Source organism: Exiguobacterium sp. s128 (assembly GCF_018618815.1).
In the GTDB taxonomy this organism is placed as follows: domain Bacteria; phylum Bacillota; class Bacilli; order Exiguobacteriales; family Exiguobacteriaceae; genus Exiguobacterium_A; species Exiguobacterium_A antarcticum.
Map to the genome: position 1 here is coordinate 45,250 of NZ_JACSMT010000003.1, position 24,472 is coordinate 69,721.

The 24,472-nt window shown below is 47.4% G+C and carries 26 protein-coding genes and 1 riboswitch; of the genes, 8 read left to right on the forward strand and 18 right to left on the reverse strand.

What is annotated here, in order from left to right; genetic code table 11:
• Nucleotides 1-46: 46 nt before the first annotated feature.
• Nucleotides 47-1,078 (reverse strand): peptidoglycan bridge formation glycyltransferase FemA/FemB family protein, encoded by a 1,032-nt coding sequence (locus tag KNQ13_RS02100; protein WP_209547997.1) that lies wholly within the window; start codon nucleotides 1,076-1,078, stop codon nucleotides 47-49.
• Nucleotides 1,079-1,242: 164 nt separating this feature from the next.
• On the reverse strand, nucleotides 1,243-2,430 hold the full coding sequence (locus tag KNQ13_RS02105) for an MDR family MFS transporter (protein ID WP_071499674.1): 1,188 nt from the start codon (nucleotides 2,428-2,430) through the stop codon (nucleotides 1,243-1,245).
• Nucleotides 2,431-2,605: 175 nt separating this feature from the next.
• On the opposite strand from KNQ13_RS02105, the gene mnmM reads away from it, so the two are divergent.
• Nucleotides 2,606-3,196 carry a tRNA 5-(aminomethyl)-2-thiouridylate-methyltransferase MnmM gene (mnmM, locus tag KNQ13_RS02110; protein WP_071499673.1) on the forward strand — a complete coding sequence of 197 codons (591 nt, stop codon included), beginning with the start codon at nucleotides 2,606-2,608 and terminating at the stop codon, nucleotides 3,194-3,196.
• A gap of 54 nt (nucleotides 3,197-3,250) precedes the next feature.
• Here the strand turns inward: mnmM and KNQ13_RS02115 are convergent, their stop codons facing one another.
• The 3 genes from KNQ13_RS02115 to metK all read right to left on the reverse strand — a co-directional run bounded on the left by KNQ13_RS02115 (nucleotide 3,251) and on the right by metK (nucleotide 5,872).
• Nucleotides 3,251-3,955, reverse strand: a complete 705-nt coding sequence (locus KNQ13_RS02115) for an alpha/beta fold hydrolase (protein ID WP_071499672.1) — start codon at nucleotides 3,953-3,955, stop codon at nucleotides 3,251-3,253.
• Between the two features lie 81 nt (nucleotides 3,956-4,036).
• A complete protein-coding gene (locus KNQ13_RS02120) occupies nucleotides 4,037-4,525 on the reverse strand; it encodes a GNAT family N-acetyltransferase (protein WP_071499671.1) in 489 nt (162 codons plus the stop codon).
• A gap of 138 nt (nucleotides 4,526-4,663) precedes the next feature.
• Complete coding sequence (gene metK / locus KNQ13_RS02125; protein WP_209547998.1) at nucleotides 4,664-5,872, reverse strand: methionine adenosyltransferase; 1,209 nt, start codon at nucleotides 5,870-5,872, stop codon at nucleotides 4,664-4,666.
• 127 nt (nucleotides 5,873-5,999) lie between these two features.
• Nucleotides 6,000-6,126, reverse strand: a riboswitch (SAM riboswitch).
• A 232-nt stretch (nucleotides 6,127-6,358) separates the two neighbouring features.
• Between metK and pckA the strand changes: the two genes are divergently transcribed.
• Nucleotides 6,359-7,927 (forward strand): phosphoenolpyruvate carboxykinase (ATP), encoded by a 1,569-nt coding sequence (gene pckA / locus KNQ13_RS02130; RefSeq protein ID WP_209547999.1) that lies wholly within the window; start codon nucleotides 6,359-6,361, stop codon nucleotides 7,925-7,927.
• A gap of 61 nt (nucleotides 7,928-7,988) precedes the next feature.
• Here the strand turns inward: pckA and KNQ13_RS02135 are convergent, their stop codons facing one another.
• The 9 genes from KNQ13_RS02135 to KNQ13_RS02175 form a co-directional block, all read right to left on the reverse strand.
• Nucleotides 7,989-9,242, reverse strand: coding sequence for an EAL and HDOD domain-containing protein (locus KNQ13_RS02135; protein ID WP_209548000.1), 1,254 nt, complete (start codon nucleotides 9,240-9,242; stop codon nucleotides 7,989-7,991).
• Nucleotides 9,243-9,409: 167 nt separating this feature from the next.
• A complete protein-coding gene (locus KNQ13_RS02140) occupies nucleotides 9,410-10,153 on the reverse strand; it encodes an alpha/beta hydrolase family protein (RefSeq protein ID WP_209548001.1) in 744 nt (247 codons plus the stop codon).
• Complete coding sequence (ytkD, locus tag KNQ13_RS02145) at nucleotides 10,125-10,598, reverse strand: RNA deprotection pyrophosphohydrolase (protein ID WP_026830037.1); 474 nt, start codon at nucleotides 10,596-10,598, stop codon at nucleotides 10,125-10,127. Before ytkD ends, KNQ13_RS02140 begins: the two co-directional genes overlap by 29 nt.
• Before the next feature lie 129 nt (nucleotides 10,599-10,727).
• A complete protein-coding gene (locus KNQ13_RS02150) occupies nucleotides 10,728-12,077 on the reverse strand; it encodes a glucose-6-phosphate isomerase (RefSeq protein WP_209548002.1) in 1,350 nt (449 codons plus the stop codon).
• Between the two features lie 112 nt (nucleotides 12,078-12,189).
• Nucleotides 12,190-13,356 carry an iron-containing alcohol dehydrogenase gene (locus tag KNQ13_RS02155; RefSeq protein WP_209548003.1) on the reverse strand — a complete coding sequence of 389 codons (1,167 nt, stop codon included), beginning with the start codon at nucleotides 13,354-13,356 and terminating at the stop codon, nucleotides 12,190-12,192.
• Between the two features lie 126 nt (nucleotides 13,357-13,482).
• Nucleotides 13,483-13,875 (reverse strand): S1 domain-containing post-transcriptional regulator GSP13, encoded by a 393-nt coding sequence (gene yugI, locus KNQ13_RS02160; RefSeq protein ID WP_014971071.1) that lies wholly within the window; start codon nucleotides 13,873-13,875, stop codon nucleotides 13,483-13,485.
• Between the two features lie 402 nt (nucleotides 13,876-14,277).
• Entirely contained in the window at nucleotides 14,278-15,321 is a 1,044-nt protein-coding gene (locus KNQ13_RS02165) for a ribonucleotide-diphosphate reductase subunit beta (RefSeq protein WP_209548004.1), read from the reverse strand.
• Complete coding sequence (locus KNQ13_RS02170; RefSeq protein ID WP_209548005.1) at nucleotides 15,290-15,778, reverse strand: flavodoxin domain-containing protein; 489 nt, start codon at nucleotides 15,776-15,778, stop codon at nucleotides 15,290-15,292. Before KNQ13_RS02170 ends, KNQ13_RS02165 begins: the two co-directional genes overlap by 32 nt.
• Nucleotides 15,779-15,796: 18 nt before the next feature.
• Nucleotides 15,797-18,022 carry a ribonucleoside-diphosphate reductase subunit alpha gene (locus tag KNQ13_RS02175; protein WP_251027319.1) on the reverse strand — a complete coding sequence of 742 codons (2,226 nt, stop codon included), beginning with the start codon at nucleotides 18,020-18,022 and terminating at the stop codon, nucleotides 15,797-15,799.
• A gap of 318 nt (nucleotides 18,023-18,340) precedes the next feature.
• Between KNQ13_RS02175 and KNQ13_RS02180 the strand changes: the two genes are divergently transcribed.
• The 5 genes from KNQ13_RS02180 to KNQ13_RS02200 are packed head-to-tail and all read left to right on the forward strand — an operon-like array spanning nucleotide 18,341 to nucleotide 21,371.
• Nucleotides 18,341-18,574, forward strand: a complete 234-nt coding sequence (locus KNQ13_RS02180; RefSeq protein ID WP_071499662.1) for a DUF1871 family protein — start codon at nucleotides 18,341-18,343, stop codon at nucleotides 18,572-18,574.
• 13 nt (nucleotides 18,575-18,587) lie between these two features.
• Complete coding sequence (locus KNQ13_RS02185; RefSeq protein ID WP_026832261.1) at nucleotides 18,588-18,827, forward strand: NifU N-terminal domain-containing protein; 240 nt, start codon at nucleotides 18,588-18,590, stop codon at nucleotides 18,825-18,827.
• A 59-nt stretch (nucleotides 18,828-18,886) separates the two neighbouring features.
• Entirely contained in the window at nucleotides 18,887-19,681 is a 795-nt protein-coding gene (locus tag KNQ13_RS02190) for a glycosyltransferase family 2 protein (RefSeq protein ID WP_209548007.1), read from the forward strand.
• Nucleotides 19,682-19,686: 5 nt separating this feature from the next.
• A complete protein-coding gene (locus KNQ13_RS02195) occupies nucleotides 19,687-20,184 on the forward strand; it encodes an Lrp/AsnC family transcriptional regulator (protein ID WP_071499660.1) in 498 nt (165 codons plus the stop codon).
• On the forward strand, nucleotides 20,181-21,371 hold the full coding sequence (locus KNQ13_RS02200; RefSeq protein WP_209548008.1) for an aminotransferase: 1,191 nt from the start codon (nucleotides 20,181-20,183) through the stop codon (nucleotides 21,369-21,371). Before KNQ13_RS02195 ends, KNQ13_RS02200 begins: the two co-directional genes overlap by 4 nt.
• Before the next feature lie 52 nt (nucleotides 21,372-21,423).
• Here KNQ13_RS02200 and KNQ13_RS02205 read toward each other — a convergent pair whose 3' ends face one another.
• Nucleotides 21,424-22,305 carry a MazG nucleotide pyrophosphohydrolase domain-containing protein gene (locus tag KNQ13_RS02205; RefSeq protein WP_209548009.1) on the reverse strand — a complete coding sequence of 294 codons (882 nt, stop codon included), beginning with the start codon at nucleotides 22,303-22,305 and terminating at the stop codon, nucleotides 21,424-21,426.
• Nucleotides 22,280-22,465: a hypothetical protein gene (locus KNQ13_RS02210; protein ID WP_209548010.1), complete on the reverse strand. Its 186-nt coding sequence runs from the start codon at nucleotides 22,463-22,465 to the stop codon at nucleotides 22,280-22,282. The genes KNQ13_RS02205 and KNQ13_RS02210 overlap by 26 nt, the downstream gene beginning before the upstream one ends.
• 86 nt (nucleotides 22,466-22,551) lie before the next feature.
• On the opposite strand from KNQ13_RS02210, the gene ytvI reads away from it, so the two are divergent.
• Nucleotides 22,552-23,676: a sporulation integral membrane protein YtvI gene (gene ytvI, locus KNQ13_RS02215; protein WP_209548011.1), complete on the forward strand. Its 1,125-nt coding sequence runs from the start codon at nucleotides 22,552-22,554 to the stop codon at nucleotides 23,674-23,676.
• On the opposite strand, the gene KNQ13_RS02220 is transcribed toward ytvI, so the two are convergent.
• Entirely contained in the window at nucleotides 23,660-24,328 is a 669-nt protein-coding gene (locus KNQ13_RS02220; RefSeq protein ID WP_209548012.1) for a DUF429 domain-containing protein, read from the reverse strand. The genes ytvI and KNQ13_RS02220 overlap by 17 nt on opposite strands.
• A complete protein-coding gene (locus KNQ13_RS02225) occupies nucleotides 24,309-24,470 on the reverse strand; it encodes a hypothetical protein (protein ID WP_214755783.1) in 162 nt (53 codons plus the stop codon). Before KNQ13_RS02225 ends, KNQ13_RS02220 begins: the two co-directional genes overlap by 20 nt.
• Nucleotides 24,471-24,472 lie beyond the last annotated feature (2 nt).

Here is a 24,472-nt window from a genome sequence, read left to right on the forward strand (position 1 = left end):
TCACAGAATTTAAGTCCAGGAAGCCCCTACTTTAGTGGTGGGAGTGTCATATGGATAAAACAGTTTCTTGATACCGATACTCCGGGAAATAACCGGCTTCTTTATTGCTGCCATAATGCTCACACAATTGTTCGTAGATATGCGGTAAAAGAATTGTTTTTCCTTGGTGGTACTCAAACATCCGGTATCCTGTGTATCGACACTTACTTTCAAACAGACTATCCCGTTCTTTGTAGCCACCACCTAGATGCTGTTCCACCATCCCGGCAGCTTTCGAATATAAAATCGCTTCATATTCGAGACGTTGATTCGGATAGAGTTTATGTTCATCCCGTTGGCATCCGATGAGATGGCCGTGCGCGTACCGTTTACCTAGCAAGACAAAGTAAGCGCCAATTGCCTCTCCCTGCCATTCAGCAATTAACAACAACGGTCGACAAAGCGATGTCGGTTTAAATAATCGTTCGAAGTAGTCGGATGTAAAGTAATAGTGCAACGAAGCATCTTTTCGGTCCATCGTCTGATAATAGAGGCGGATGAACGTCTGTAAATCATCGTTTGTACCTATACGGACACTCAGATCAGACGCTAATGACTTCCGAATCATGCTTCGATTTTTCTTGTGAAATGTCTGCATGATTTCTTCTACAGATGGTCGAAGATCAATGCTAGTCGTATGTCGAATGAACTCCCTTTCCGTCCAATCCGGTACATGTTTTTCATTTTCCGTCAACGGATTAAAACGAATCAATTCTGAAACGACTTGATTACGCATCGCCCATTGGCGAAAAGACCGTTTCGCATCCGCCAATTCCTGTCTCGTCAATTCACCGACGATTTCTGGTCCGCCGTAACCGTAGGGCGTGATGATGTCAAAATAACGGGTCTCAAAAATCCGCCGTTTCAAAAACGGATAAAACAGTTCACCCGACTGCCCCTGAAAATAAATCAGACCGGGAGATTCTTCAGGACGTGCATTCAAATGAACATATTCGTAACTGTAAAAAATATCGAGTGGTTTGTCTTGCATAAGCGTCGTCCAAATCGACTGGTCTTCAATAAAAACACATTGCCTCATCTTGTCCACCTCCGGCATGCGACACGTCTGACAAACCAAATTTTCTTTAATTTGGTTAATTAAACAATATTCCCCTGTTAATAAAATACCCAATCTCCCTTTTTTTATGCTCCCTCTTTAAAAAGACGCAAGAACGGATTCACCCCCGCTTCTCACGTCTTTTTTCACTGCTCTATTTTTTTAGGTTTTGGTACCGCTCGAACGAAGGTGAATCCTGCCAGAATGATCAAACCAATCAATGTGAGGAAAACGGCATCCATTCCGGATACATCATAAATCAATCCTCCAACCGTCGGACTGATCATCCGTCCTGCAGAGGCTGCGATATTGACATACCCCTGAAACTCTCCTTCTTTCCCGATCGGTGCTAAGCGTGCTGCCATTGCCGGAACAGCAGGCCAGATGAACATTTCACCAATCGTCAAGATGATCATGGCGACTAAAAACATCTTGAAGCCGCCAGCAAACGGAACAATCAAATAGGACAGAAGGAAGATACCGGTCCCGGTTAACAACTGACGCTTCAAATCATCTCCAAACCAGCGCAAGACAGGTGTCAACAACGGTTGTGCAAACACGATCAAAGCCCCGTTGATCGTCCATAAGATAGAGTACTCGGAAATCGTCACACCGAGTGACTTCGTATGGACAGCAAATGTCCCTTGCCACTGGACGTAAACGAACCACAACAGGGCATATCCGATCGATACGTAGAGCATCGTCCGGACCGATGTACGCGACAGGGGTTCACGTGTCTCTTCCCCCGCTGATCTCGTATGGCGTTTCACTGGATTCACATGGATCCAGTTCAAACCAACTAACAAGACGACGGCAAACAACAGATACAGCACAAGATTCGCGATAAAGATGAATTGAATGTCAATCGCCGCAATCTGACCGCTAATCGCTGTTCCTAACGCGACACCGACATTTTGCGCCACATAAATCGCATTAAAGGCCCGTCTGCCACCTTCCGGCCAGATGACACCCGTCAAGGCATAGATGGTCGGGAAAACCATTCCTCCGACGAATCCGATCAATCCAAGCATCACCACGTACCCGGTAAAGGTCTGGTGGAACATCCATAAGCCGATGGAAGCGAGGACCAGACCGACGACACTGATGACAAGTGTCCGTTTGCCGCCTAACCGGTCAAAAGCTTTTCCACCGATATAGTTCCCGACGATGGCAAGAGCAGAGTTGACGAATAAAGCCATTCCGGCTTTCGTCATCGATTCTCCCAGATATTCATGAATGTATAATGTATTGAACGGCCATAAAAAAGAAGATCCTGTCGTATTGATCGCCATCGCCAATACCAGAATCCAGACCGCTCGAGGTAATTTCGGCATGGTAAGTATCCTCCAATATAGTTTCCAACCTTGCCACTTTACGAAATTGTATCGCACTCTGTCAAGAAACTTCGTTTTAAACGAACAATCGGAAAAATGATACAATTGACTAAATGATCGGATTTGCGGGTACTTAGAAAAAACAGAATAGCTATCAGGAAGAGGAGTTTATGCCATGTCACTTGCACGTGTGTTACCTTACGCAAAAGAATTACTGGAATCCGTCATCCACGAAGGAGACTGCGTCGTGGATATGACTGCCGGAAACGGTCACGATACCCATTTCCTTGCTGAACGAGTCGGACCAAGCGGACGTGTCATCGCTTTTGATGTTCAGGAACAAGCCATTGAAGAAACGAAACGCCGTCTGCAGGCGGCACATGTCTCCGAATGGGTCGACTTGTATCACGAAAGCCATATTCATGTCGGTGCTCGTTTATTTGACGAACAGCGTCCGATTCGTGCTGGGGTCTTTAATCTCGGTTATTTACCAGGGAGCGATAAGTCGGTCACGACGACGGGAGAAGAAACGTTAGAAGCGCTTCGGGCGTTACTTCCCGTCCTCGTGCCCGGTGGGTTGATTGTCCTCGTGATTTATCATGGACACCTTGAAGGACGTAAAGAACGCGACGCCGTTTTGGAACATGTTGCCCTGCTGCCGCAGCAAGATTATGCGGTCTTGCAGTATCGGTTCTTGAACCAACAAAATAATCCACCCTTTATCGTCGCCATTGAAAAAAAACTTAAAAAACAAACGATCGACTGAAAAAAGAGGATGCTGTCGCAAATGACGGCGTCCTCCTTTTTAGATGACTTTTCCTTAATCCTCAACCAGTTTGAGGAACAATAAAAGTTTTTCAGCAAACCGTGTGTTTAATCGTTCAAAACTAAAATGCGGGAAACCATGCAGGCGTTGCAGATAAATCTGGTCGCCCCCCATTTTCCGGCACACTTCGAGCGTCAACTTGACATCCGCAAACTGATCGTCCGGCGCATAAAAACAAGCCAAATGAACACGAGGTAATTTTTTTCGTTCCTCATCATGTAATACGATTTCTTCTTCGATTTCACGATATTGGGCATAGGTCAACTCACCCAAACGGACAGCGTCTTCATTGTTTTGTCCGAACGGTAACGTCCCGAGTGGGGCATCCGGGCGAAAACGATCAAATGCACTCGCAAACACTTGCTTGACGCCACCAAGTTGCTTCGAATTGTGCCAATCAAACAAGGGTGAAATGAAAGAAAGACTGGCAATCGGTAATTCGTATTCCTGCAACAGTCGGTTGACGACGAGTGCCCCCATGCTGCAGGCAATGATATGAATCGGAAGCTTCCGTTTACCCGCTTCCCGTAACGCTTCTTTTAATAACTGTTGGTGTTCTTCAAACGATACACGACGTGGTGCGTCGACTAAGAGTACTTCATATTCTTGTTCCAAGACACGAATCAACGCTTCACTTGGTCGGGCACGTAATTGGAGTGGATACACAAGAACGATCACTCCGGTTGGTTGTTCTACCACAAACTCACCTCTTCATTTGATATCTGTTTAGTATGCAACAAATCCGACTCAAGCCAAACCGCCTTAAGTCGGATTTCGTTTTTATTCATATATACGTTGCAGTCGGGTCACAGGTTCCACTTGTCCAAAGACTTCCTCTGTCGTCTCGCTGATTTCCTTAAATCCGTATGCAGTCAAAAAGTGACGGGCTTTATAATTGCGTGATTCGATGTACACTTCAATTGGAGAAGCACCTTGGAGCTCAAGCTCTCGAATCAGTCTCCGCCCGATTCCATTCTGTTGATATTTCGGCAGGACATACAGGCGGACAATTTCCCACGTCCCGTCGACATCAATCGCATGAATGAATCCCACAATCTCCCCATCGATCAGACCTACATTAAAATATTCTCCGCGCGCTTCTTCTGCTGTCCGGATTGCCCGAACTACTTCTTCTTGTGGGTAGGCTTCCTGAACGAAATGGGCTTTCGAGCGCTCAGAATAGATTTCCTCGTACGTATCCATCCAAGACGTGAGCGCAATATCATGAATGCGTGCTGCATCAGCAGGAACTGCTTCGCGTATCTCCATACCGAAATCCCCCTTTTCCTTTTACAGACTCATGTTCTTTTACCCTTTTCTAGAAATTTCAGTCGTTTCCCTGCAAAGTTCCGGAGAAACAAAAAAAGTTCAGAAACAACCTGTGAAAGGTTATTTCTGAACAAAGGATTAGACGAAACGTTTTGCCTGTTCTTCAAGAGTAGCAGCTTTATCTGTCTGCTCCCATGGCAATTCGATGTCTGTACGACCGAAGTGGCCATAAGCTGCTGTCTGACGGTAAATCGGACGACGGAGATCAAGCATCTTGATGATCCCTGCAGGACGGAGATCAAAGTTTTCTGCGATTAATTCGACGAGTTGCGCTTCAGGAAGTTTTCCTGTTCCGAATGTGTCAACCGCGATTGACACCGGATGCGCCACACCGATTGCGTAAGCAAGCTGAACTTCTGCTTTGTCTGCAAGACCAGATGCAACCAAGTTTTTCGCAACATAACGTGCTGCATAGGCAGCTGAACGGTCGACTTTCGTTGGATCTTTACCAGAGAAAGCACCACCACCGTGGCGTGCGTAACCGCCATACGTATCAACGATGATTTTACGACCTGTCAAACCTGCATCGCCTTGTGGTCCGCCAATGACGAAACGACCAGTTGGGTTGATGAAGAATTTCGTGTCTTCATCGATGTACTCCGTCGGAATGACTGGAGCGATGACATGTTCTTTCAGATCTGCTTGGATTTGCTCAAGCGTCACTTCTTCCGCATGTTGTGTTGAGATGACGATTGTATCGACGCGAACAGGTTCATTGTTCTCGTTGTATTCAACCGTGACTTGCGTTTTACCATCCGGGCGGAGGTAATCGAGTTGTCCTGTCTTACGAACTTCTGCAAGACGACGAGCGAGACGGTGTGCAAGTGAGATCGGAAGTGGCATCAGTTCAGGTGTTTCTTTCGTTGCGTAACCGAACATCAGACCTTGGTCTCCTGCTCCGATCGCATCGATTTCTTCATCTGACATGTTTCCTTCGCGTGCTTCAAGCGCTTGGTCTACACCAAGAGCGATGTCTGCCGATTGCTCATCGATTGAAGTCAATACAGCACATGTGTCTGCATCGAATCCGTACTTCGCACGTGTATAGCCGATTTCACGAATCGTTTCGCGTACGACTTTCGGGATATCCACGTAAGTCGTTGTCGTAATTTCTCCTGCCACAAGGACAAGTCCTGTCGTGACAGACGTTTCTGCAGCAACACGTGCATTAGGATCTGCCGCAAGAATCGCATCTAAGATTGAATCCGAAATCTGGTCACAGATTTTATCCGGGTGACCTTCAGTTACTGACTCCGACGTAAATAGCCGGCGATTAAGGTTTGTCATGTTTGACCCTCCCAAAAAAGAATTTGACGGTGTACTCATTTCCCCTAGTTGAGTGGGACGGTAAAATGAAAAAAACCTTTCCATGTCCAAAAATGGTCAGGGAAAGGTTGTGCGTTCTTCCTTTACCCTCTTATCGTTCGAAGTGTTTACTTCGCTTCAGGAGAGCACCTTTTCCTACATTAATGATGAAATTAACATAAGACGGTTGCCGGGTTTCTTCGGGCCTTGTTCCCTCCACCTGCTCAGAATAAGAGTATCCGTTACGAATTACATGATATAAACTTGTGTCCACTCTGTCAAGCAACGTTTTAATTTTTTGTCGAAAATTTTCGGAAGAGGTGTTAAACTGTTAATGCTGAAAGCGTTTCCAGATAAATAGAAATCAGCGCAGGAAAATGATTGCCCTATCATTAGTATGTCATATATAATAAATGTGTCATACTAATGATGGAGCCAAAACCAACGTAGGGGAAAGGTGGGGTCAGGATGCCGATGACGGTCCTGAATATCGAAGAACTACTCATGAAGGAGCATGTGTTCAAACAACTATCCGTTGCCGAACTAGTCGAACATGCGATTCGAAACAAAGAAGGAGTTCTTGCAGAGAATGGTGCTTTATCTGTAGAAACGGGGAAATTTACAGGTCGTTCGCCAAAAGACAAGTTCATCGTCCGCGATCAGTCATGCGAGACACACATCGATTGGGGCCATGTTAACCAACCGATGGAGTCGGACAAATTCGAGCAACTGTTACAAAAAGTTCTTCGTCATATGAATGAAACAGATCAGCTCTACTACACAGAGGCTGCTGCTGGTGCCGATACGCATTTCACCCTTCCAGTACGCGTCGTGACAGAATATGCTTGGCATAATCTGTTCGCAAAACAACTGTTCTTACGGGAATATCCTACGGTTGCGGCCTTTGAACCCTTTACGGTCGTCTATGCACCACACTTCAAAGCTGATCCAGCAGTCGATGGTACGAACTCAGAGACGTTCATCGCGATGTCGTTCGAACACCGGATCGTCTTGATCGGTGGTACCGAGTACGCAGGAGAAATCAAAAAATCGATTTTCTCAGTCATGAATTATCTGTTACCGCAACAAGATGTCTTATCGATGCACTGTTCAGCAAACGTCGGATACGAAGGTGACGTCGCTCTGTTCTTCGGACTATCCGGGACTGGTAAGACCACCCTGTCGGCAGACGACAATCGTCAATTGATCGGTGACGATGAACACGGTTGGTCGCATGATGGTGTGTTCAATATCGAAGGCGGCTGTTATGCCAAAACCGTTAATCTCTCGCGCGAAAAGGAACCACAAATCTTTGATGCGATCCGATTTGGTACGGTGCTTGAAAATGTCGTTCTTGATGCACAACGGACGCCAGACTATGATGATACGTCATTGACGGAAAATACACGTGCTGCCTATCCGATTACTTCAATCGATAATATCGCCATCCCGTCACGCGCTGGCCATCCGAAAACGATTGTGTTCTTGACGGCTGATGCGTATGGTGTCTTACCACCAATCAGCAAGTTGACGAAGGAACAGGCGATGTATCATTTCTTATCGGGTTACACGTCTAAACTCGCCGGGACAGAACGTGGTGTCACTGAACCAGAAGCGACATTCTCGACGTGCTTCGGTTCTCCGTTCTTACCATTGATTCCGGAAAAATATGCGACGATGCTGGGTGAACTGATTGATCGTCATGGTGTCACGGTTTATCTTGTCAACACAGGTTGGACCGGTGGTGCTTATGGTACCGGTAGTCGGATGAAGCTTGCGTATACACGGACGATGGTCAACGCCGCGGTCAACGGTCTACTCGTCGACATCCCGACAGAAGAACATTCAATCTTCGGACTGCACATGCCAGTCGAAGTACCTGGTGTGCCGACTAATCTGCTGAATCCCGTCAAAGTGTGGGCAGATACAGCCGCTTACGAGCAACAAGCGACGGCACTTGCTCATAAGTTCGCCGAAAACTTCAACCGATTCGAAAGTGCGACCGATGCTATCAAATCGGCTGGACCTCGTATTTAATGTTTCGTCTATAGCAAAAAGGTTGAGCCTCTGTTTGGAGTGCTCAACCTTTTTTTGCCGTTTAGACAATCAAATCTGTTTCATCTTGCAGATGTTGTTCCTTTTGAGCCAACCAAACCTGACTTTCCTTCAGTAACTCATAAGCACGTTGCTTCGAGATCCCAAACCGGTTGCTGAGCAACTCAAAATTTTCGAATTCACCACGATCCGCGCTGATTGCCAGTAAGAGACAGTCCCGAAACGGATGATCGTCTCCTTGCAAGACCGTTTTTAAGGTCAGTTCAATCGGTAATTGATCGATGATTTCATCGATATCGACTGACAGCAAGGCATCGATGTGCGAAAGTAGTCCGATCATGTAAGCACTTTCTGCTTTCAATGTCTTCGTTTCGCTCGCAAACAATTCGCATAACTTCGCACAATGTAACGAAGAACGTAATAATTCATCCGACCATTTATAAGGACTCGCGAGTTTCATCTCACGTAAGACGATCAGTGAAATCCAACTTTTCAACTGCGAAAAACCAAGTAACGAAATGGCTTGTCGGACAGAACTAACCGTATTCCGCAACCCGATTCCCGGTGAATTGATGAGTTGCAAGACTTGAACACTAACGTACGGATTTCTTTCGATTTCATCGACGACCTCGTCGTAATGGTCATCTGTATCCAACCATTTCAGCATCTTCAGCAAAACAGGGACTTGAGGCGGAACCGCTTTCCCTTTCATCAGCATCGGTTTCGCATAAAAATATCCTTGAAACCAGTCATAACCCATTTCAAGGCTCCGTGTATGGTCTTCATGCGTTTCGACGCGCTCCGCCAAAAAGCGCATATGTGGATAATTACGTTTTAAGATATGTAAAATCGCACTTTGTTCCCGTGGATTAATCGCTTCGATGTCAATTTTGATGAGATCAATTAAATCAAACAGTTCAGCACCATGATGACGTAACAAGTCCGTCACGAAATCATCGAGTGCCAGCATGAAACCTGCTTCTTTCCACTTCTTGAGCGTCAGCAACATGACATCATCAATCTGAACGGTCTCCAATACTTCAATCACAAATCGTGTTGGATCCAGATGATCAATCAACTCGGACTGCAATAAGTCCCCCGTGAAGTTGATGAATAGTCGTTTCCCTTCCGCCACACGATCTACTCCGAGATGAATCAGTGTATTCGTCAACACATCCATCGTCGCAAGATCCCCATCAAACACAGCAGGTGCTTCAACGGAACGATAAAGTAATTCAAAAGCATCAATCGAACCATACCGGTCAACGATCGGTTGTCGCGCGAGTAAGATTTCCATCTCATGTTCCCCTTCTAAATCCGTTAATCAAGCTTATTTTATATGTTCTAGTATATCAAATATTGATTTCTCTTAAAAAATCAGTTTTTCAAAAGATATCAATGTTCCTTACATTTTTAGTAAAAATCACCTCAAGACAAGTCGTTGAGGTGATTTCTACATTCCGTTCATTCTGACAGCATCCAATCGATGACTTGACCGGTCACAGCAATTTTTTGATGAATTGGGAATTGATGGGCATATTGATAGACTTTTAAGTGGGTTTGTCCTGGATAACGGGCTGCATAATTCGTTGCATGCCGCAGACGAACATTTTCATCGTACAGTCCGTGAATCAACAAGACGTCTCCTTGCGGTGGAAAATAAAGCGGCGAACGGACTTGGTAGGCTTGCTTCTGTTGATCCGGCATCCCACCTGTAAACCGCCTTAACATCTTTTGCATCGTCCGCTGTTCCTCATACGTCCAGACCAGATTCGTCACACCCGCCCAGGAGACAGTCCGAGCGACAGGTCGATAGTGGGCCAGTAACAGTGCCATCTGCCCTCCCCTTGAAAAACCGAAGACGGACGTCCGCTCTACCCGTTCATTCAGCCAATCAAATGCGGCAACCGCATCCAGGATGTCGTGATGACCAAAATCTTCTTTCCCCGTCCCACCTAAATTTCCTCGGTAAAAAGGAGCCATGACCAGGTATCCCGCTTGGGCGAACTGCATCAGACGTGTCGGGCGGACCATCCCGATATTTCGTGTCCCACCACGTAAGTACAACAACCCTTGACCGTTCGCATGAACGGGAAGGACGACGTAAGCACCGACCCGTTCGCCGTCAGACGTTTCATAAAACATCCGAAACGTCCGGAACGGCCCTTGTCGCGGCAGTTCAAACCAATCGGCGTTCGGCGAGTACACGAAGAGTCTCCGGAAGGACACGGTCCTTCATCATGAAGCTGTATTGACGGTTCGTATCCAGACGAGGTGGGATCTCGTCCAACAGGTAGGCTCCGTCTGTCTCATCGACAGCCAGATGCGGGACAAGCGACTCGATTTCAGCAAAATAAATGTTTTTGATGATCGTGTCCCCTCGCCCTTCGACCCGGTATTGTCCAATGTATTGCAGACGTTCAATCCGTCCACCGGTTTCTTCCATCACTTCTCGATACGCCGCTTGCTCGGCCGTCTCTCCTGGTTCGACTTTTCCACCTGGAAACTCGTACCCCCGTTGTTTGTGATGTGTCAGTAACCATTTTCCCTCGTACACGGCAATGACCCAGACATGAAGGGGTTGAATCGAGAATGGATGGTCTTCAAAACTCAGTTCAACCCGATTTTGGTAATAATCTAAAAACGTAATCACGTGCGTGCACCTCATTTCTTCTTCTCTCTTCACTTTACCTGTTTCGAAAGCATTCTAAAAGTGAAAGTGCGTAGGAATTCGTCAGAATGACAAAAAAAGGCATCTCCCAATGCGGAGATGCCGGTTTGCTTAGTTCAAGCGGGCTTCAAGTTCTGCTTTTTCTGCTTCAAATCCTGGTTTACCGAGTAGCGCGAACATGTTTTTCTTGTACGCTTCAACACCCGGCTGATCAAACGGGTTTACACCGAGCAAATAGCCGCTCATCGCACATGCTTTTTCGAAGAAGTAGAACAAGAATCCGAGATGATACGGTGTCATCTCCGGTAATTCAACCGTCAAGTTTGGTACTTGTCCATCCGTATGGGCAAGTAACGTCCCTTCAGCTGCCTTATCATTGACGAATTGAATCGATTTTCCTTCGAGGAAGTTCAAACCGTCCAAGTCCTGCGCATCTTTTTCGATCGTCAAGGCATGACGCGCTTGTCCGACTTTGATGACCGTCTCAAACAAGTCACGGCGTCCTTCTTGGACGTATTGGCCCATCGAGTGAAGATCCGTCGAGAAATCGACCGCTGCCGGGAAAATGCCTTTGAAGTCTTTTCCTTCTGACTCGCCGTACAACTGTTTCCACCATTCGGACACATAGTGCAGGGCCGGTTCGTAGTTGACGAGGAGTTCAATTGTTTTTCCTTTTGCATACAAGGCGTTCCGAACGACTGCATATTGATAGGCTTCGTTTTCAGCCAAGTTCTCATTTGAGAATTGAACTTGTGCGTCACGTGCTCCAGCCATTAATTCTTCGATCGAGATTCCAGCCGCTGCAATCGGTAACAGACCAACCGGTGTCAAGACCGAGAAACGTCCACCAACATCATCTGGAATGACAAACGTCTGATAGCCTTCTGAATCCGCAAGCGTCTTCAAGGCACCACGTGCTTTATCTGTCGTCGCATAAATCCGGTCTTTGGCACCGGCTTTACCATACTTACCTTCCATGAATGTTTTCAAGAGGCGGAACGAAATCGCTGGTTCTGTCGTCGTCCCCGATTTCGAGATGATGTTGACCGACACATCTTTCCCTTCCAGTACTTGGAACAAATCGTGTAAGTACGTCGAAGAAATGTTATGTCCGGCATAAATGATTTGCGGAGCTTTCCGCTCTTCTTTTGACAATAAGTTGTGGAACGAATGACCGAGCATCTCGATTGCCGCACGGGCACCAAGATACGATCCGCCGATTCCGACGACTAACAAGACATCCGAATCCGACTTGATTTTTTCTGCTGCTGCTTGAATGTTAGCAAACTCCGTTTTATCATAGTTCGTCGGTAAGTCCACCCAACCGAGGAAATCACTACCGGCACCTGTCCCGTTATGGATGGCTCCGTGTAATGTCTTCACCGTATCTGCCATATAGTCTACTTCATGTTGTCCTACGAATTGTAGGGCCTTCGAATAATCAAAACGTACCGTTGTCATTCACTCGTCCTCCTTATTCATTCGCAAACAAATGCGACCTTCCTTTTCATTAAAACGCAAGAAGGAAGGTCGTTCAAGTCTTTTGTGAAAAGATTAGCAAATGTTGTAGTGCTTATAAAGCAGCTGTTACGATTTGACGGACATCGTCATTACCAAGTGATTTGAAGTTTCCGAAGTCTCCACGTGTCATCGCTGACTTCACGATTGAATCGACCGTCTCTTCTTTGATGTCATAATCCGCGAGACGGTTCGGTGCACCCAGTGACGTCCAGAACGCACTGATTGCATCGATGGTCGCGTGTGCTGCTTCCATCTCTGATTTACCTGTCGTGTCGACGTCAAAGACGTTTTCACCGAGCGTAACGAAACGGTGTGCGTTTGACTCATCGAGAACGTGACGCATCCAGTTCGGGAAGAGAATCGCCAGTCCACCTGCGTGCGGGATATCATGAACGGCTGAAACCGCATGCTCAATGTTGTGTGACGCCCAGTCTCCACGTGCGCCCATTTGAAGGACACCGTTGAGTGCCATCGTACCGGCAAACAGGATCGTACCGCGGAGTTCAACGTTTTCGAGATCGTTGACGAGTTTCGGTGCAGCTTCGATGACAGCTTTCATGACGCCTTCCGTCATTCGCTCTTGAACAGGTGCATGCGCCGTATGGAAATACTGCTCGAGGCAATGGCTCATCATGTCGACGATACCGTAGATCGTTTGATCTTTCGGAACGCTGACTGTGTACTTTGGATCAAGGACTGAGAATGTCGGGAACGTCAACGGGCTGCCCCAACCGTATTTTTCTTGTGTTTTCCAGTTCGTGATGACAGAACCTGAGTTCATCTCTGAACCCGTTGCTGCAAGCGTCAAGACCGTTCCGAACGGGATGACGGTTTTGGGAGTGGCTTTCCCGATGACGAGATCCCATGCTGGACCTTCGTACGGGATACCGGCAGCAATCAATTTCGTACAGTCGATGACAGAACCGCCACCAAGAGCGAGCAATGCATCTACGCCTGCTTCACGCGCGATTTTAATGCCGCGTTCCGCTGTTTCGATGCGTGGGTTTGGTTCGACGCCGTCGCATTCGACGTATTCGATTCCTGCCGCCTTGAGTTCGCGTGTGACGTCATCATAGACACCATTACGTTTAATACTGCCTCCGCCAAATACGAGCATGACTTTTTTAGCGTTTAATGTTTTGAGCTCATCTTTAATCTTGCTGACTTGACCGTCACCAAAAATAAGTTTTGTTGGATTGCGATATTCAAAGTTTTCCATTGTGTGTTGCCCCCTTGATAAGTAATGAACACCTTACATTATCCACACATTCCCCTTTTGCATCTATTTTAATGCTTATAACGCAAAAAAAAGAGAACCGACCGATGTCGATTCCCTTTCAAAATCTTATTTTTGGAAGTTTGATTTTTCAATCCATTCTTCCAATTTGCCTTTTAACACGTTGAAGCCAGGAGCTTCTTCTTGTTTGAAAGCAGGACCTGCATCGCGACGGCCAGTGTTTTTGCGTGGGCCTTTAGCGCGTGCTTCGCGTTTTGGAGCTTCCTGTGTTGCTTTGATCGAAAGCTTCATTTTTTTGTTAGCTTCGTCGATGTCGAGAACTTTAACAGTTACTTCATCGCCAACTTTTACGTAATCGTTGATGTCTTTTACGTAATCGTGTGAGATTTCTGAGATGTGGACGAGGCCTTGTGTTTGCTCGTCAAGTGCTACGAAAGCACCAAAGTTTTGAATACCAGTTACTTTACCAGTAACAACTTGGTCTTTTTCAAAGTTTGCCATAGTTTATACACTCCCTAACTAAATTCATCAACTTATAATAACATACTTTTTACGGATGGTAAAAAATATTTTTCAAATTGTTTATTTTTTATTTTACAAGGGAACAAATTAGTAGCAAGACTTCAAGTATTCCCCCTGATTCTGCCGGACTTTTCGAGTCCGGCCCTTTTTTTGTTCACTTTTCGATTGACCTAAATAAAAAAGAGTAAAGGATACATAAAAAGGACAGATACGGTCAGCCCGCTTTCCGCGGACAAGTCATCATGCCGCTTCAGATGCAGATGCATCTTCCAGGGTCATGATTGGCTTGTTTTTCCGCAGGAGTCGAGCATGACCTCACCTGTCCTAGCGTAAAGGAAATTGTATCATGAAGCAATCAAAAAATTAAGAGCATTCGCCGACTTACAAATCGTCAAATCCGTTTGCATCTGTCACTTTCGCATACGAGCGGGATTTTTGCTCGAAGAAATCGGATTTCGTCGCATTCATCGAGTCGTCGGAATAGGCCCGGATCCATGGCATGACGTCTTCATCATGTCCCTCATACAAATCGTCGAGTCCAATGACACGGAGACGTTTGTTGGCCAGATATTTCACGTAATCGCGCATCTCACTGACGTCAAGTCCGTCCAAGTCACGTAAGACATATTCACTCCACTCGATTTCGAGATCAACGGCACGCTCGAATGTCGCGTAGACGAACTTCGTAAATGAACCGTCCGCATCAATCTCTGGATGTTCCGTCAAGACGGCACGTAAGAGTTGGCTGATGAAGTACGAATGTTGTAATTCATCACGCTGGATGTAGCTGATCATCGTCGATGTCCCCACCATCTTTTGGTGACGGGCTAAGTTATAGAAGAACGCAAACCCGGAATAGAAATTGATTCCTTCGAGAACGATCGAGGCGACGAGTGACTTCGCAAAGTTTTCCGGTGTGCGGTCATTTTGGAAATCTTCGTATAAATCAAGGATAAAGGCATTCCGTTTCATGACCATCTCATCGTCTTTAGCAATATCAAAGATCCGGTTCTGTTCAGACAACGGGACGAGGCTCGAGAGTACGTAACTGTAAGATTGGTTATGCACGACTTCCTGCTGGGCAATGATGGCGAGAATCGCATGAATCGAAGCGTCTGACGTAAACATCGCCGACTCTAGGATATAACGAGTTTGGACCGAATCGAGAATCGATAACAGACCGATGATCCGTTTGAACGCATCCTGTTCCCGCTCGCTTAATTGATTCCATTGCTGCATGTCCTTCGACATCGAGATCTCGTCCGGAATCCAGAAGTTCGATAATAACTGTTTATAGATCGAATAAAACTGGGGATAGGCAAGATCGTTCCAGTTGACGATCGAGCTCGTTTCGCCACCAATGATCGCGGTCGCCCGATTTGGATGACGGGCATCAAGCAGTTTGATTTTTTGTAGTTGTTCCATGTTGTTCGGCTCCCTCTTGCTGTAATTGCAATAACGTGCGACGTGTCCATTCCTTGACCAGATGCGGCCGGTTTCGTGGTGATTGTTCGATTTTGAGCAGTTCACCTGCGAGTGGGACACCAAACTTCGAAAGATGATAGGCCATCTCATCGACGGCGCGGCAATATTTGACGAATATCTTATCACCGGTCCCAAAGACAGCAGCCTGCGGAATCTTGTGCGGACTTTCTTTTAAGACCAGCTTCAGACAATCCCGCATCTCATCCGGCAATTGTCCGTCTCCCCAGGTGTACGAACCAAAATAGACGATATCATAAGGGACCAGCTGATACGTCGTCACATCATCGGCAAAGATCATCGTCGGTTCGACCTGCATTTCGGAACATGTTTTTGCAATTAGTTCCGCAACCTCCTCTGTATTTCCGCTCATTGACGCATATACGATTGCTGCCTTCATGATATCGTCCTCCTTCTCTTATGATGAACACGACTCACATTCATCGATTTCGACGGTCGTCGAACGTGTGTAGTAAATCGTCTTCATCCCAAGCTGCCATGCTTCCATGTGCATCTCGAGTAATTCTTTTGCTTTGACGCTGTTTTTGACGTAGAGATTAAAGCTGATTGCTTGGTCAATATGGCGTTGACGTGACGCATTTTGACGGATGCTCCACAGTTGATCAATCTCAAACGCTGATTTATAGAACCAGTTCGTTTCCGGTGTTAAATCGGGCACTGTCACTGGAATCTTGTAATTTTTCTTCTCTTCCGCGTAGACCTTTTTGTAAATCGGGTCGATCGAAGCCGTACTGCCGGCGATGATCGCCGTCGACGAGTTAGGTGCGACTGCCATCAGATAGGCATTTCGCATACCATGTGCTGTGATGTCTTCTTGCAGACGATCCCAGTTGAGTTCAGCCGTTGTTTTGTAGTGACGACGGGCGATGTATTCCCCTGTTTGCCACTCTGATCCTTCAAAGAGACGATAGGCACCTTTTTCTTTCGCCAGTTGCATCGATGCATCAATCGTCAAATAAGCGATTTTCTCGTAAAGGCGGTCGGCGTACTGCACGGCCTCGACCGATTCCCAGCGAATGCCTTCAAGTGCAAGCAGGTGATGCCAGCCGAATGTGCCAAGACCGACTGCCCGGTACTTCTGATTCGTGATCTGTGCTTGCGGAACATCAATCGTGTTCAGATCAATGACGTTATCGAGCATCCGCATTTGAATTGGAATCAACCGTTCCAACACATTTTCACGGACAGCACGCGCGAGCGCGATGGAAGATAAGTTACAGACGACGAAATCGCCCGGTGTTTTCGTGATGATGATTTTGCCGTCTTCCGTGTATTCTTCCGTCACAGTCGTCGGGCTCATGTTTTGCATGATTTCCGAACAAAGGTTAGACGAATAAATCATTCCTGCATGTTTGTTTGGATTAGCGCGGTTCACCGCATCACGGAAGAACATGTATGGTGTTCCTGTTTCGAGCTGTGAACGCATGTATCGTTTGACGAGATCAATCGCCGGTACTTTCGTCCGGCTGAGACGCGGTTCATTGACACAGGCTTCATACTTTTCCGTGAAGCTGCCCCCCTGCTCCGTCTCATCAAATGAGTCTTCCAGACTAAAGCCCATCACTGTCCGGATTTCGTGTGGATCGAACAGGTACCAGTCGCTTCGCGCCTCGACGGTCCGCATGAAATGGTCGGGCAAGCTGACGCCGGTGAACAAGTCATGTGTCCGCAACCGTTCGTCCCCGTTGTTTAACTTCGCGTCGAGAAATTCAAGGATATCCTTGTGCCAGATATCGAGATAGACGGCAATAGAGCCTTGACGCATACCAAGCTGATCGACGCTGACAGCTGTATTGTTCAGCTGCTTCATCCAAGGGATGACACCACTTGATACGCCTTTGAATCCTTTGATGTCCGATCCACGGGAACGGATTTTCCCCATGTAGACCCCGATTCCACCGCCGCCTTTTGACAACGTCGCGACATCCGTATTCGAGTCATAGATGCCACGCAGTGAATCGTCGACCGTATCGATGAAACAAGATGAGAGTTGGCCGTACGATTTACCGGCGTTCGACAGTGTTGGTGTCGCAACCGTCATGTAGAGATTCGATAAGGCCCAGTAGGATTCTTTGACGAGATCGAGACGACGGTCTTTCGGTTCCGTCTGCATGAGCGTCATCGCGATGACCATAAAACGTTCCTGCGGCAATTCGTATAATTTTTTGACATGATCGCGCGCTAAGTAACGGTCTGCTAATGTCCGGAGTCCGATATACGTAAACAGATGGTCGCGTGACGGGTCGATCGACTCTGCAAGCTCCTCGATTTCTTCTTTTGTATACGTTTCTAGCAGGTGTGGTGTGAAGATTCCGATCTCCGTCAATTTTTCGATCAACGTGTAAAGCGAACCATACCGTTCGTCCGCTCCATAACCACGATTTTCACTGGCTTCCAGATACAAACGATTGAGGTACGTCGCCGTCGCAACAAACGTCCAGTTTGGTTCTTCTGCCTTTAACATATCAAGTGCATGCATCGTCAACAGTTCATAGACTTGATCCGCCTGTAACGTCTTTCCTTCAAGTGCCCGAATTGCCCGTTCTGTGTAACGTTCGACGTCGAGCTCTGAATATGATGCCGTAATCTGACGAATCACCGTATATACATCTTCTATTGTCATTGCACCTTGATAGATGCGTGCTGTATTCAGTGGAGATGCCACTATGAACCACTCCCATTCTCTAACTTTCAAAATAGGTTTCGTTGTCTCAAAAAATGCGCTAAACTAAAAAAAGACGACCTACATATAGGAAGAGTAATTGTACTATCACTCTATATATAGACGTTTCAGGCATTTTTAAACCTATTTATCTACAAGATATAGGTTATCACTGAATGATCAAAAAATAACCCCTTGCATTGAAAATCAGGTCAAACAAATTTAAAAAGGCGGACTACCGCCTTTTGAGATATATTGAGATAAGGAGTTTAGTCGATTATGAGGTCAGAAGAACTTTTAAAAAAATATGATCCATTTCACCTAGGACAAGGAAATTATCCGACGGAAATGTCTGCTATACTAAGCTTACTGACGGTCCATGATCAAATAAGCCCACTTGCAGAAGCAATCGGGTCTGTATTTGAAGAATCGTTTGGTGAACAACCGGATCGGCAGGAATTAACTTTACTCGCAACGAACTTACTTCTATGTGAAGAATCGTGTGAACTTTGAAAGGAGACTTATTATGCAAGTTGACTACACACCTAATCCAAACTCAGTAAAAATCACCCTCGACGGAGATCGTTTCGGGGCGAAAAGTACAAGTGTCAAAAAAGGGGATACACCGGAAGACGCCTTGCTCGCATCCCTCATTACGATCGACGGTATCGACAACCTCTTTGCATACGGTGATTTCGTTACCGTGACAAAAGAAGCAGATGCTGAATGGAATGACTTACTTCCAACAATCGAAGAACATATGTAAATATCTCACAAGGACACCTTGAACGTTACAGGTGTCTTTGTTCTAAGGAGACGACTCCCATGCCTACGGTTTCAGTCATCATTCCGACATACAACCGGTCACGTGAATTGCGTGAAGCCTTGACCGCACTGACAAAACAACTTTTTCAAGATTTCGAAGTCATCATCTTAAATAACAACGGCGACCGGCTCGAATCCGTCATCGCTGACTTTAACGGGCAGCTGGCGATCACTTATGTCGATCTTCCGGAAAACCATCATGTCCGGGCACGCAATCATGGTGTCTCGCTGGCAAAAGGACGTTACATCCTTCTGCATGACGACGATGATTTGTTATTGCCTTCGCATATCGAGGAAGTCGTCGGCGACTTGGAAGCCGGTGCCGACTTGTCCTATGCCGACGCTGAACTGTTCACCTATGACTGGCAACAGGATCACCGTGTCGTCAAGACGACGGAGCCGTTCGCCTATCCGTATGACCGCGAAGGCATGAAGGAAGACTCGACGTATATCCCGTCCGGTTCCATTTACCGGAAATCATTGCACGCAGAACTGGGACTTTTTGATGAAGAGGTCTTCAACTACTGGGACTGGGACTGGATCTTACGGGTCGGTCAGAACCATCTCGTCTTGCACCCCGCTCGTGCGACTGTCCTGTATGCCTTTAATCCGTCCGGCAATCACGAATCCGCAAAACAGGATGCCTCACGTCGCGTCTATTTTGACCGCCTCGTCGAAAAACATCAATTACCGACGACCGATATGAAAAATTTCCACATCGTTCAAGAAGAACGACGGTCGCGTCTACGTGAGACACGTCGCACGTTTAGTGGCCATTTGACAGAAAGTGAGTGATCTTCATGTATACAGATAAACAATTGGAATTACTTGAACTGCTAACCCAAAACGGACCGGTCGACCACGTTCTGGCGGCTCAAATGCTTGACTTAACAGAAGACGAGGTCCTCTCATCGCTTGCGGCATTCAAAGAAGACGGCGTCCTGCTCGGCTACACAGCCGTCATCGATTGGCAGAAGATTCACGCCCATCATGGTGTGACGGCGTTCATCGATGTCAAAGTGACACCAAAACGCGGACGCGGCTTTGATGAAGTCGCGGAGCGGATTCACCGTTTTCCAGAAGTGACGTCGCTTTACCTGATGTCCGGTGCGTATGACTTACAGGTTGTCCTCGATGGAAAATCACTCCAGGAAGTGTCACAATTCGTCTCGGAAAAACTGTCGACGCTCGACTCTGTCATCTCGACGACGACGCATTTCCGGCTGAAGACTTATAAACATGACGGTGTCTTGTTTAGTCAGGATGATGGTGACAAACGATTGAAGGTGTCTCCATGAAGTCGTTATCTGAACGAGTCGAACGGTTAGCCCCTTCCGGCATCCGACGTTTTTTTGATTTAGCGGGTTCGATGGACGATGTCATCTCCCTTGGTGTCGGGGAACCGGATTTCGTCACCCCCTGGAATGTCCGCGAAGCCAGTTTCGCAGCGCTCGAACAAGGTTATACGGCGTATAGTGCGAACGCCGGTCTCGTCGAGTTACGTCAGGAAATCCGCCTGTACATGCAGGAAAAGTTTTCGATTGATTACGAAGTCGCAGATGAGATCATCGTCACGACCGGTGCCTCGGAAGGACTCGATTTAGCCTTTCGGACGTTGATCAACCCCGGGGATGAGGTCATCGTCGTCGAGCCGGCGTTCGTTTCCTATGCACCGTTGATCGAACTTGCAGGCGGGATTCCCGTCGCAGCAGCCTGTCAGGCAGAACACGGCTTTACGATTCAGCCTGACACGATTGAAGCCGCAATGACCGATCGGACAAAAGCGATCATTTTTTGTTTCCCATCCAATCCGACCGGCTCCGTCATGTCACGGGACCAGTTGGCGGATCTTGCCTTGCTGGCTAAGAAACATGATCTATACGTCATCAGTGACGAAATCTATGCCGAGTTGTCGTACGAAGACGAACCGACCTGCTTTGCGACATTACCCGACATGCGGGACCGGACGATCGTCATCAACGGTTTCTCAAAAGCGTTTGCCATGACCGGTTGGCGGCTTGGGTTTACGTGTGCCCCACCAGCCATCAGCCAAGCGATGCTGAAGGTCCATCAGTACGGGATGATGTGTGCACCGACACTCGTCCAGTTCGCAGGAATCGAAGCGTTACGTTCCCGTCACAAGACGGTACCGGATATGGTCCGCAGTTACCGGCAGCGGCGTAACTATTTCGTCAAAGCGTTAAATGATGCCGGTCTGCCGACCCATTCGCCGGGTGGCGCCTTTTATGCCTTCCCGTACATCGGGGGGACCGGTTTGACGAGTGAAGAATTTGCGGAGCAGCTGTTGCTTGCAGAACGCGTCGCTGTCGTGCCCGGTTCAGTCTTCGGTGCGAGTGGCGAAGGGTATGTCCGCGCGAGCTACGCAAGCTCAATTGAGCAACTTCAACAGGCCATCCACCGGATCAACCGGTTCATGCAACAGTTGAAACACCAACAAACGGAACTCTCGAACCATTCGAGCTGATGCCGGCATGCCAAAGAAGCGTCGATTCCGGAATCGACGCTTCTTTGTTGTTTCATTCATCGACATGAAGCACTAAAAACATACGGTGGTCATCCTCGGCATGATACGGTGAAACTGGACCGAGTTGAGGAGCATAGACATCAATCCGGTACGGTGCCTCTTTGAACGATAATGGCGTCTGTTCTTTGATGATTCGTCCAATCTGATCCGCCTGTTCCTTGACACGCAGTAGACTGTCGCTCCGTTCGATCGGTGCCTCGATGATGAATCCATCGATCCCTTCTATCCGGGCACAGCGAAGAAATCGTCGTAACGATGGCAAGGCGGCTTGGATATGCGCTTCAAGCGACATACCGGCTTCATGGACAGGAGCCCCCCATAAACGTTCCGTGTTTCCCGTTGCGCTTCGGAAGTGATCGATCGTTTCTTCCGTAACCGGATCCCGTGTCAACGCAAAACGCGTCCGGTCACGGCGTAAGTTCTTTTCATTCGTTTGATCGATTTCCTTGAGCAGGTCAAGTTCCAGAGGGCGTGCCAAGCGAAACAGTTCCCGTTGCAGACGGGCCAACGAAGTTCCAATTGGGATGATGTCCTCCGTCCTTTTCGGCGGCTTGTCTCCTTCGTAACCATTCATCACGCGGGCAACTTGACCCGCTTCGTGCACGAGCCGGTAAAATGATCCTTTTTCCTGATCGTGTTCGGTACCAAGCCGTCGATGTTGCTCCGCCAAATCGGTCACGTATTGATTCGAAAGACAGGTCGAGATCATCAAGACATCAACGAGTTCCGCTTTGAGTGATTGATCGTCGTTCGCCTCAAGTGCTTCTCCGACTTCCCCCACTTCCTCGATCAGTCGCGCCAATCCGGATAATGGACGAAAGTATCCACCGAGTGCCCGAATCGTTTCATCAACCTTTTCTTGAAGAAGTATCATCTCCTGCATCATCCTGCACCTCCGTCAAACCTTTCACCAGCTGATCTTCCGTTTGTTTCTTGAATCGTCGGTTGAACTGTTGGTTCTTGCGCCATTCTCGAACTGCCATCCCGCCGGCTACGGCAAGTGAGACGAGTAATCCAACTTCTTTTCGTTTCATGCCAATTCCCCCTCTTTAGAGTGATACGTTCTTCTGACAAACATGATATGATGATGACATTCCATACATAGTAAGAGGTGTTGCTTATGTCGACTGAACGTTTGTGGCAATTAGCTCGTTTCCTTGGCGTCATCCTTGCCATCGTTTTCATCGGTTGGCTGATTATTCGCTTGTCTTCTTTCATGTACCCGTTCGTTTTCGCCTTTTTACTGGCTCTTTTTAGTCGACCGCTCGTCGACTTTTTCCAAAAGCGGCTCCGCATCAATCGAGGATGGGGTGCTCTTCTGTCGATTATTTTAATGAGTGGTCTGTTAATCGGCTCACTTGTGCTGATCATCATGCAGTTGATCCGGGGACTTGTTTTCGTCGCAAACCAATTGCCGGCACAAATTCAAGAACTGAGCCTGTATTTCCAAAAGCTCTACAATGAAAAATTGGCACCCATTTGGAACGATGCATCAGAAGCACTTCGCTCACTTGAACCATCGCAACAAAACACCGTCCAAAACAGTATTCAATCGCTCGGCAGTTCGCTTGCCAGCGCCATCGGTGAAGGATCGAAAAACATCGCCGGGATGTTGCAGACGATTTTAGCGACACTCCCCTCGATCGCATTGATTTTGGTCATTGTCTTGCTTGCCTGGTTTTTCATCTCAAAAGACTGGCATAAATATGAGATCCGCTTGAAACAATATGAAATGTTACCATGGTTTGCCCGTGCCGAGTCGGTCGTCGCAAGTCTCCGGTCCGCCTTGTTCGGCTATATCAAGGCGCAACTGACATTGATTACGATTACGTTTTTCATCGTTCTTGTTGGACTATTGATCATCGGGGTCGAACATCCCTTTGCGATTGCCTTCATCGCAGCGTTTTTTGATATCTTACCCTACCTTGGAACCGGCTCCGTCTTTTTACCTTGGATTGCCTACTCCATCATTACGGGAGATACCGGGCTTGTAATCGGACTTGCGATTCTCTATGGTCTCGTGATTTTACAACGGAACATCATGGAACCAAAAATCGTCGGTGACAACATCGGTATTCAACCGATCACTGCCTTGATCGCCTTGTTCGTCGGCATTCAATTTTTCGGTGTGTTCGGATTGATTCTCGGACCACTCGTCGCCGTGATTCTTAAAGCCTTGCACAATGCACGGATCTTTCATTATCTTTGGTCGTTCATTAAAGGATCACCTACACCATTTCGGTGAAGGTGATTTTTTTCGGTAGTGCCGCATATAAAGGAAAGCCGTCGGCATCGAACGGACGATGTTTTGGCAAGTACGTAGCCGGCAATGTCGCTGCGACGGCAAGCAGACATGCATCGACCCAGTCGTCAGTTGCGACGCCCGGCACCTTGAGTTCCCAGTAAGGCGGACAATCGTACCGATGCAATAGCTCCGTCCGCTCTGCTACGCCTTCGATTGTCCGTTTATTGTGTCGCGCCGGATGGCCCGTCAGACGGGCAAAGCAGACTTCCGGATGGGATTCCATCATGCCCGGTTGATAGTGTGCACGGACTTGACGGATTTTCGGTAACAAGTACCAGGCTTGTTTCGATAAACCGAGACCTGCTTGCTGTTTCGAATAATCATTGGCCGCTTGATAATCAGATTGTTCCAATGCCGCGAGTAGCGGGGCATTAAAGACACTACTCATTCGACCCGGTTTTAATTCCTCGCGCAACAATTGATCAACGACTCGCCGCTGTTGTCGTTCGAGACCAATCGGCATATCGATATACGTGACGGACCCGCATCTGATGTCAGACAGCGACGAAGCAACCGACCAGGAGAACTGACCGTCCCGAATCGAGACCGCCACCCAGCCGGCCTTCGCCGCGTCAATCCCGGTGACGTCCACTAGACTTCTCCCGTGTTCCCTTCATCAGTGACAAGACCGTGAACACACTTAAAAATGTCGCCAGTCCCAAGGGAATTTGTTCGTGTGAATCGAGATACCAGACGATACTGATGATGGTCAATAAAACGAGAACGCTGTTCAATC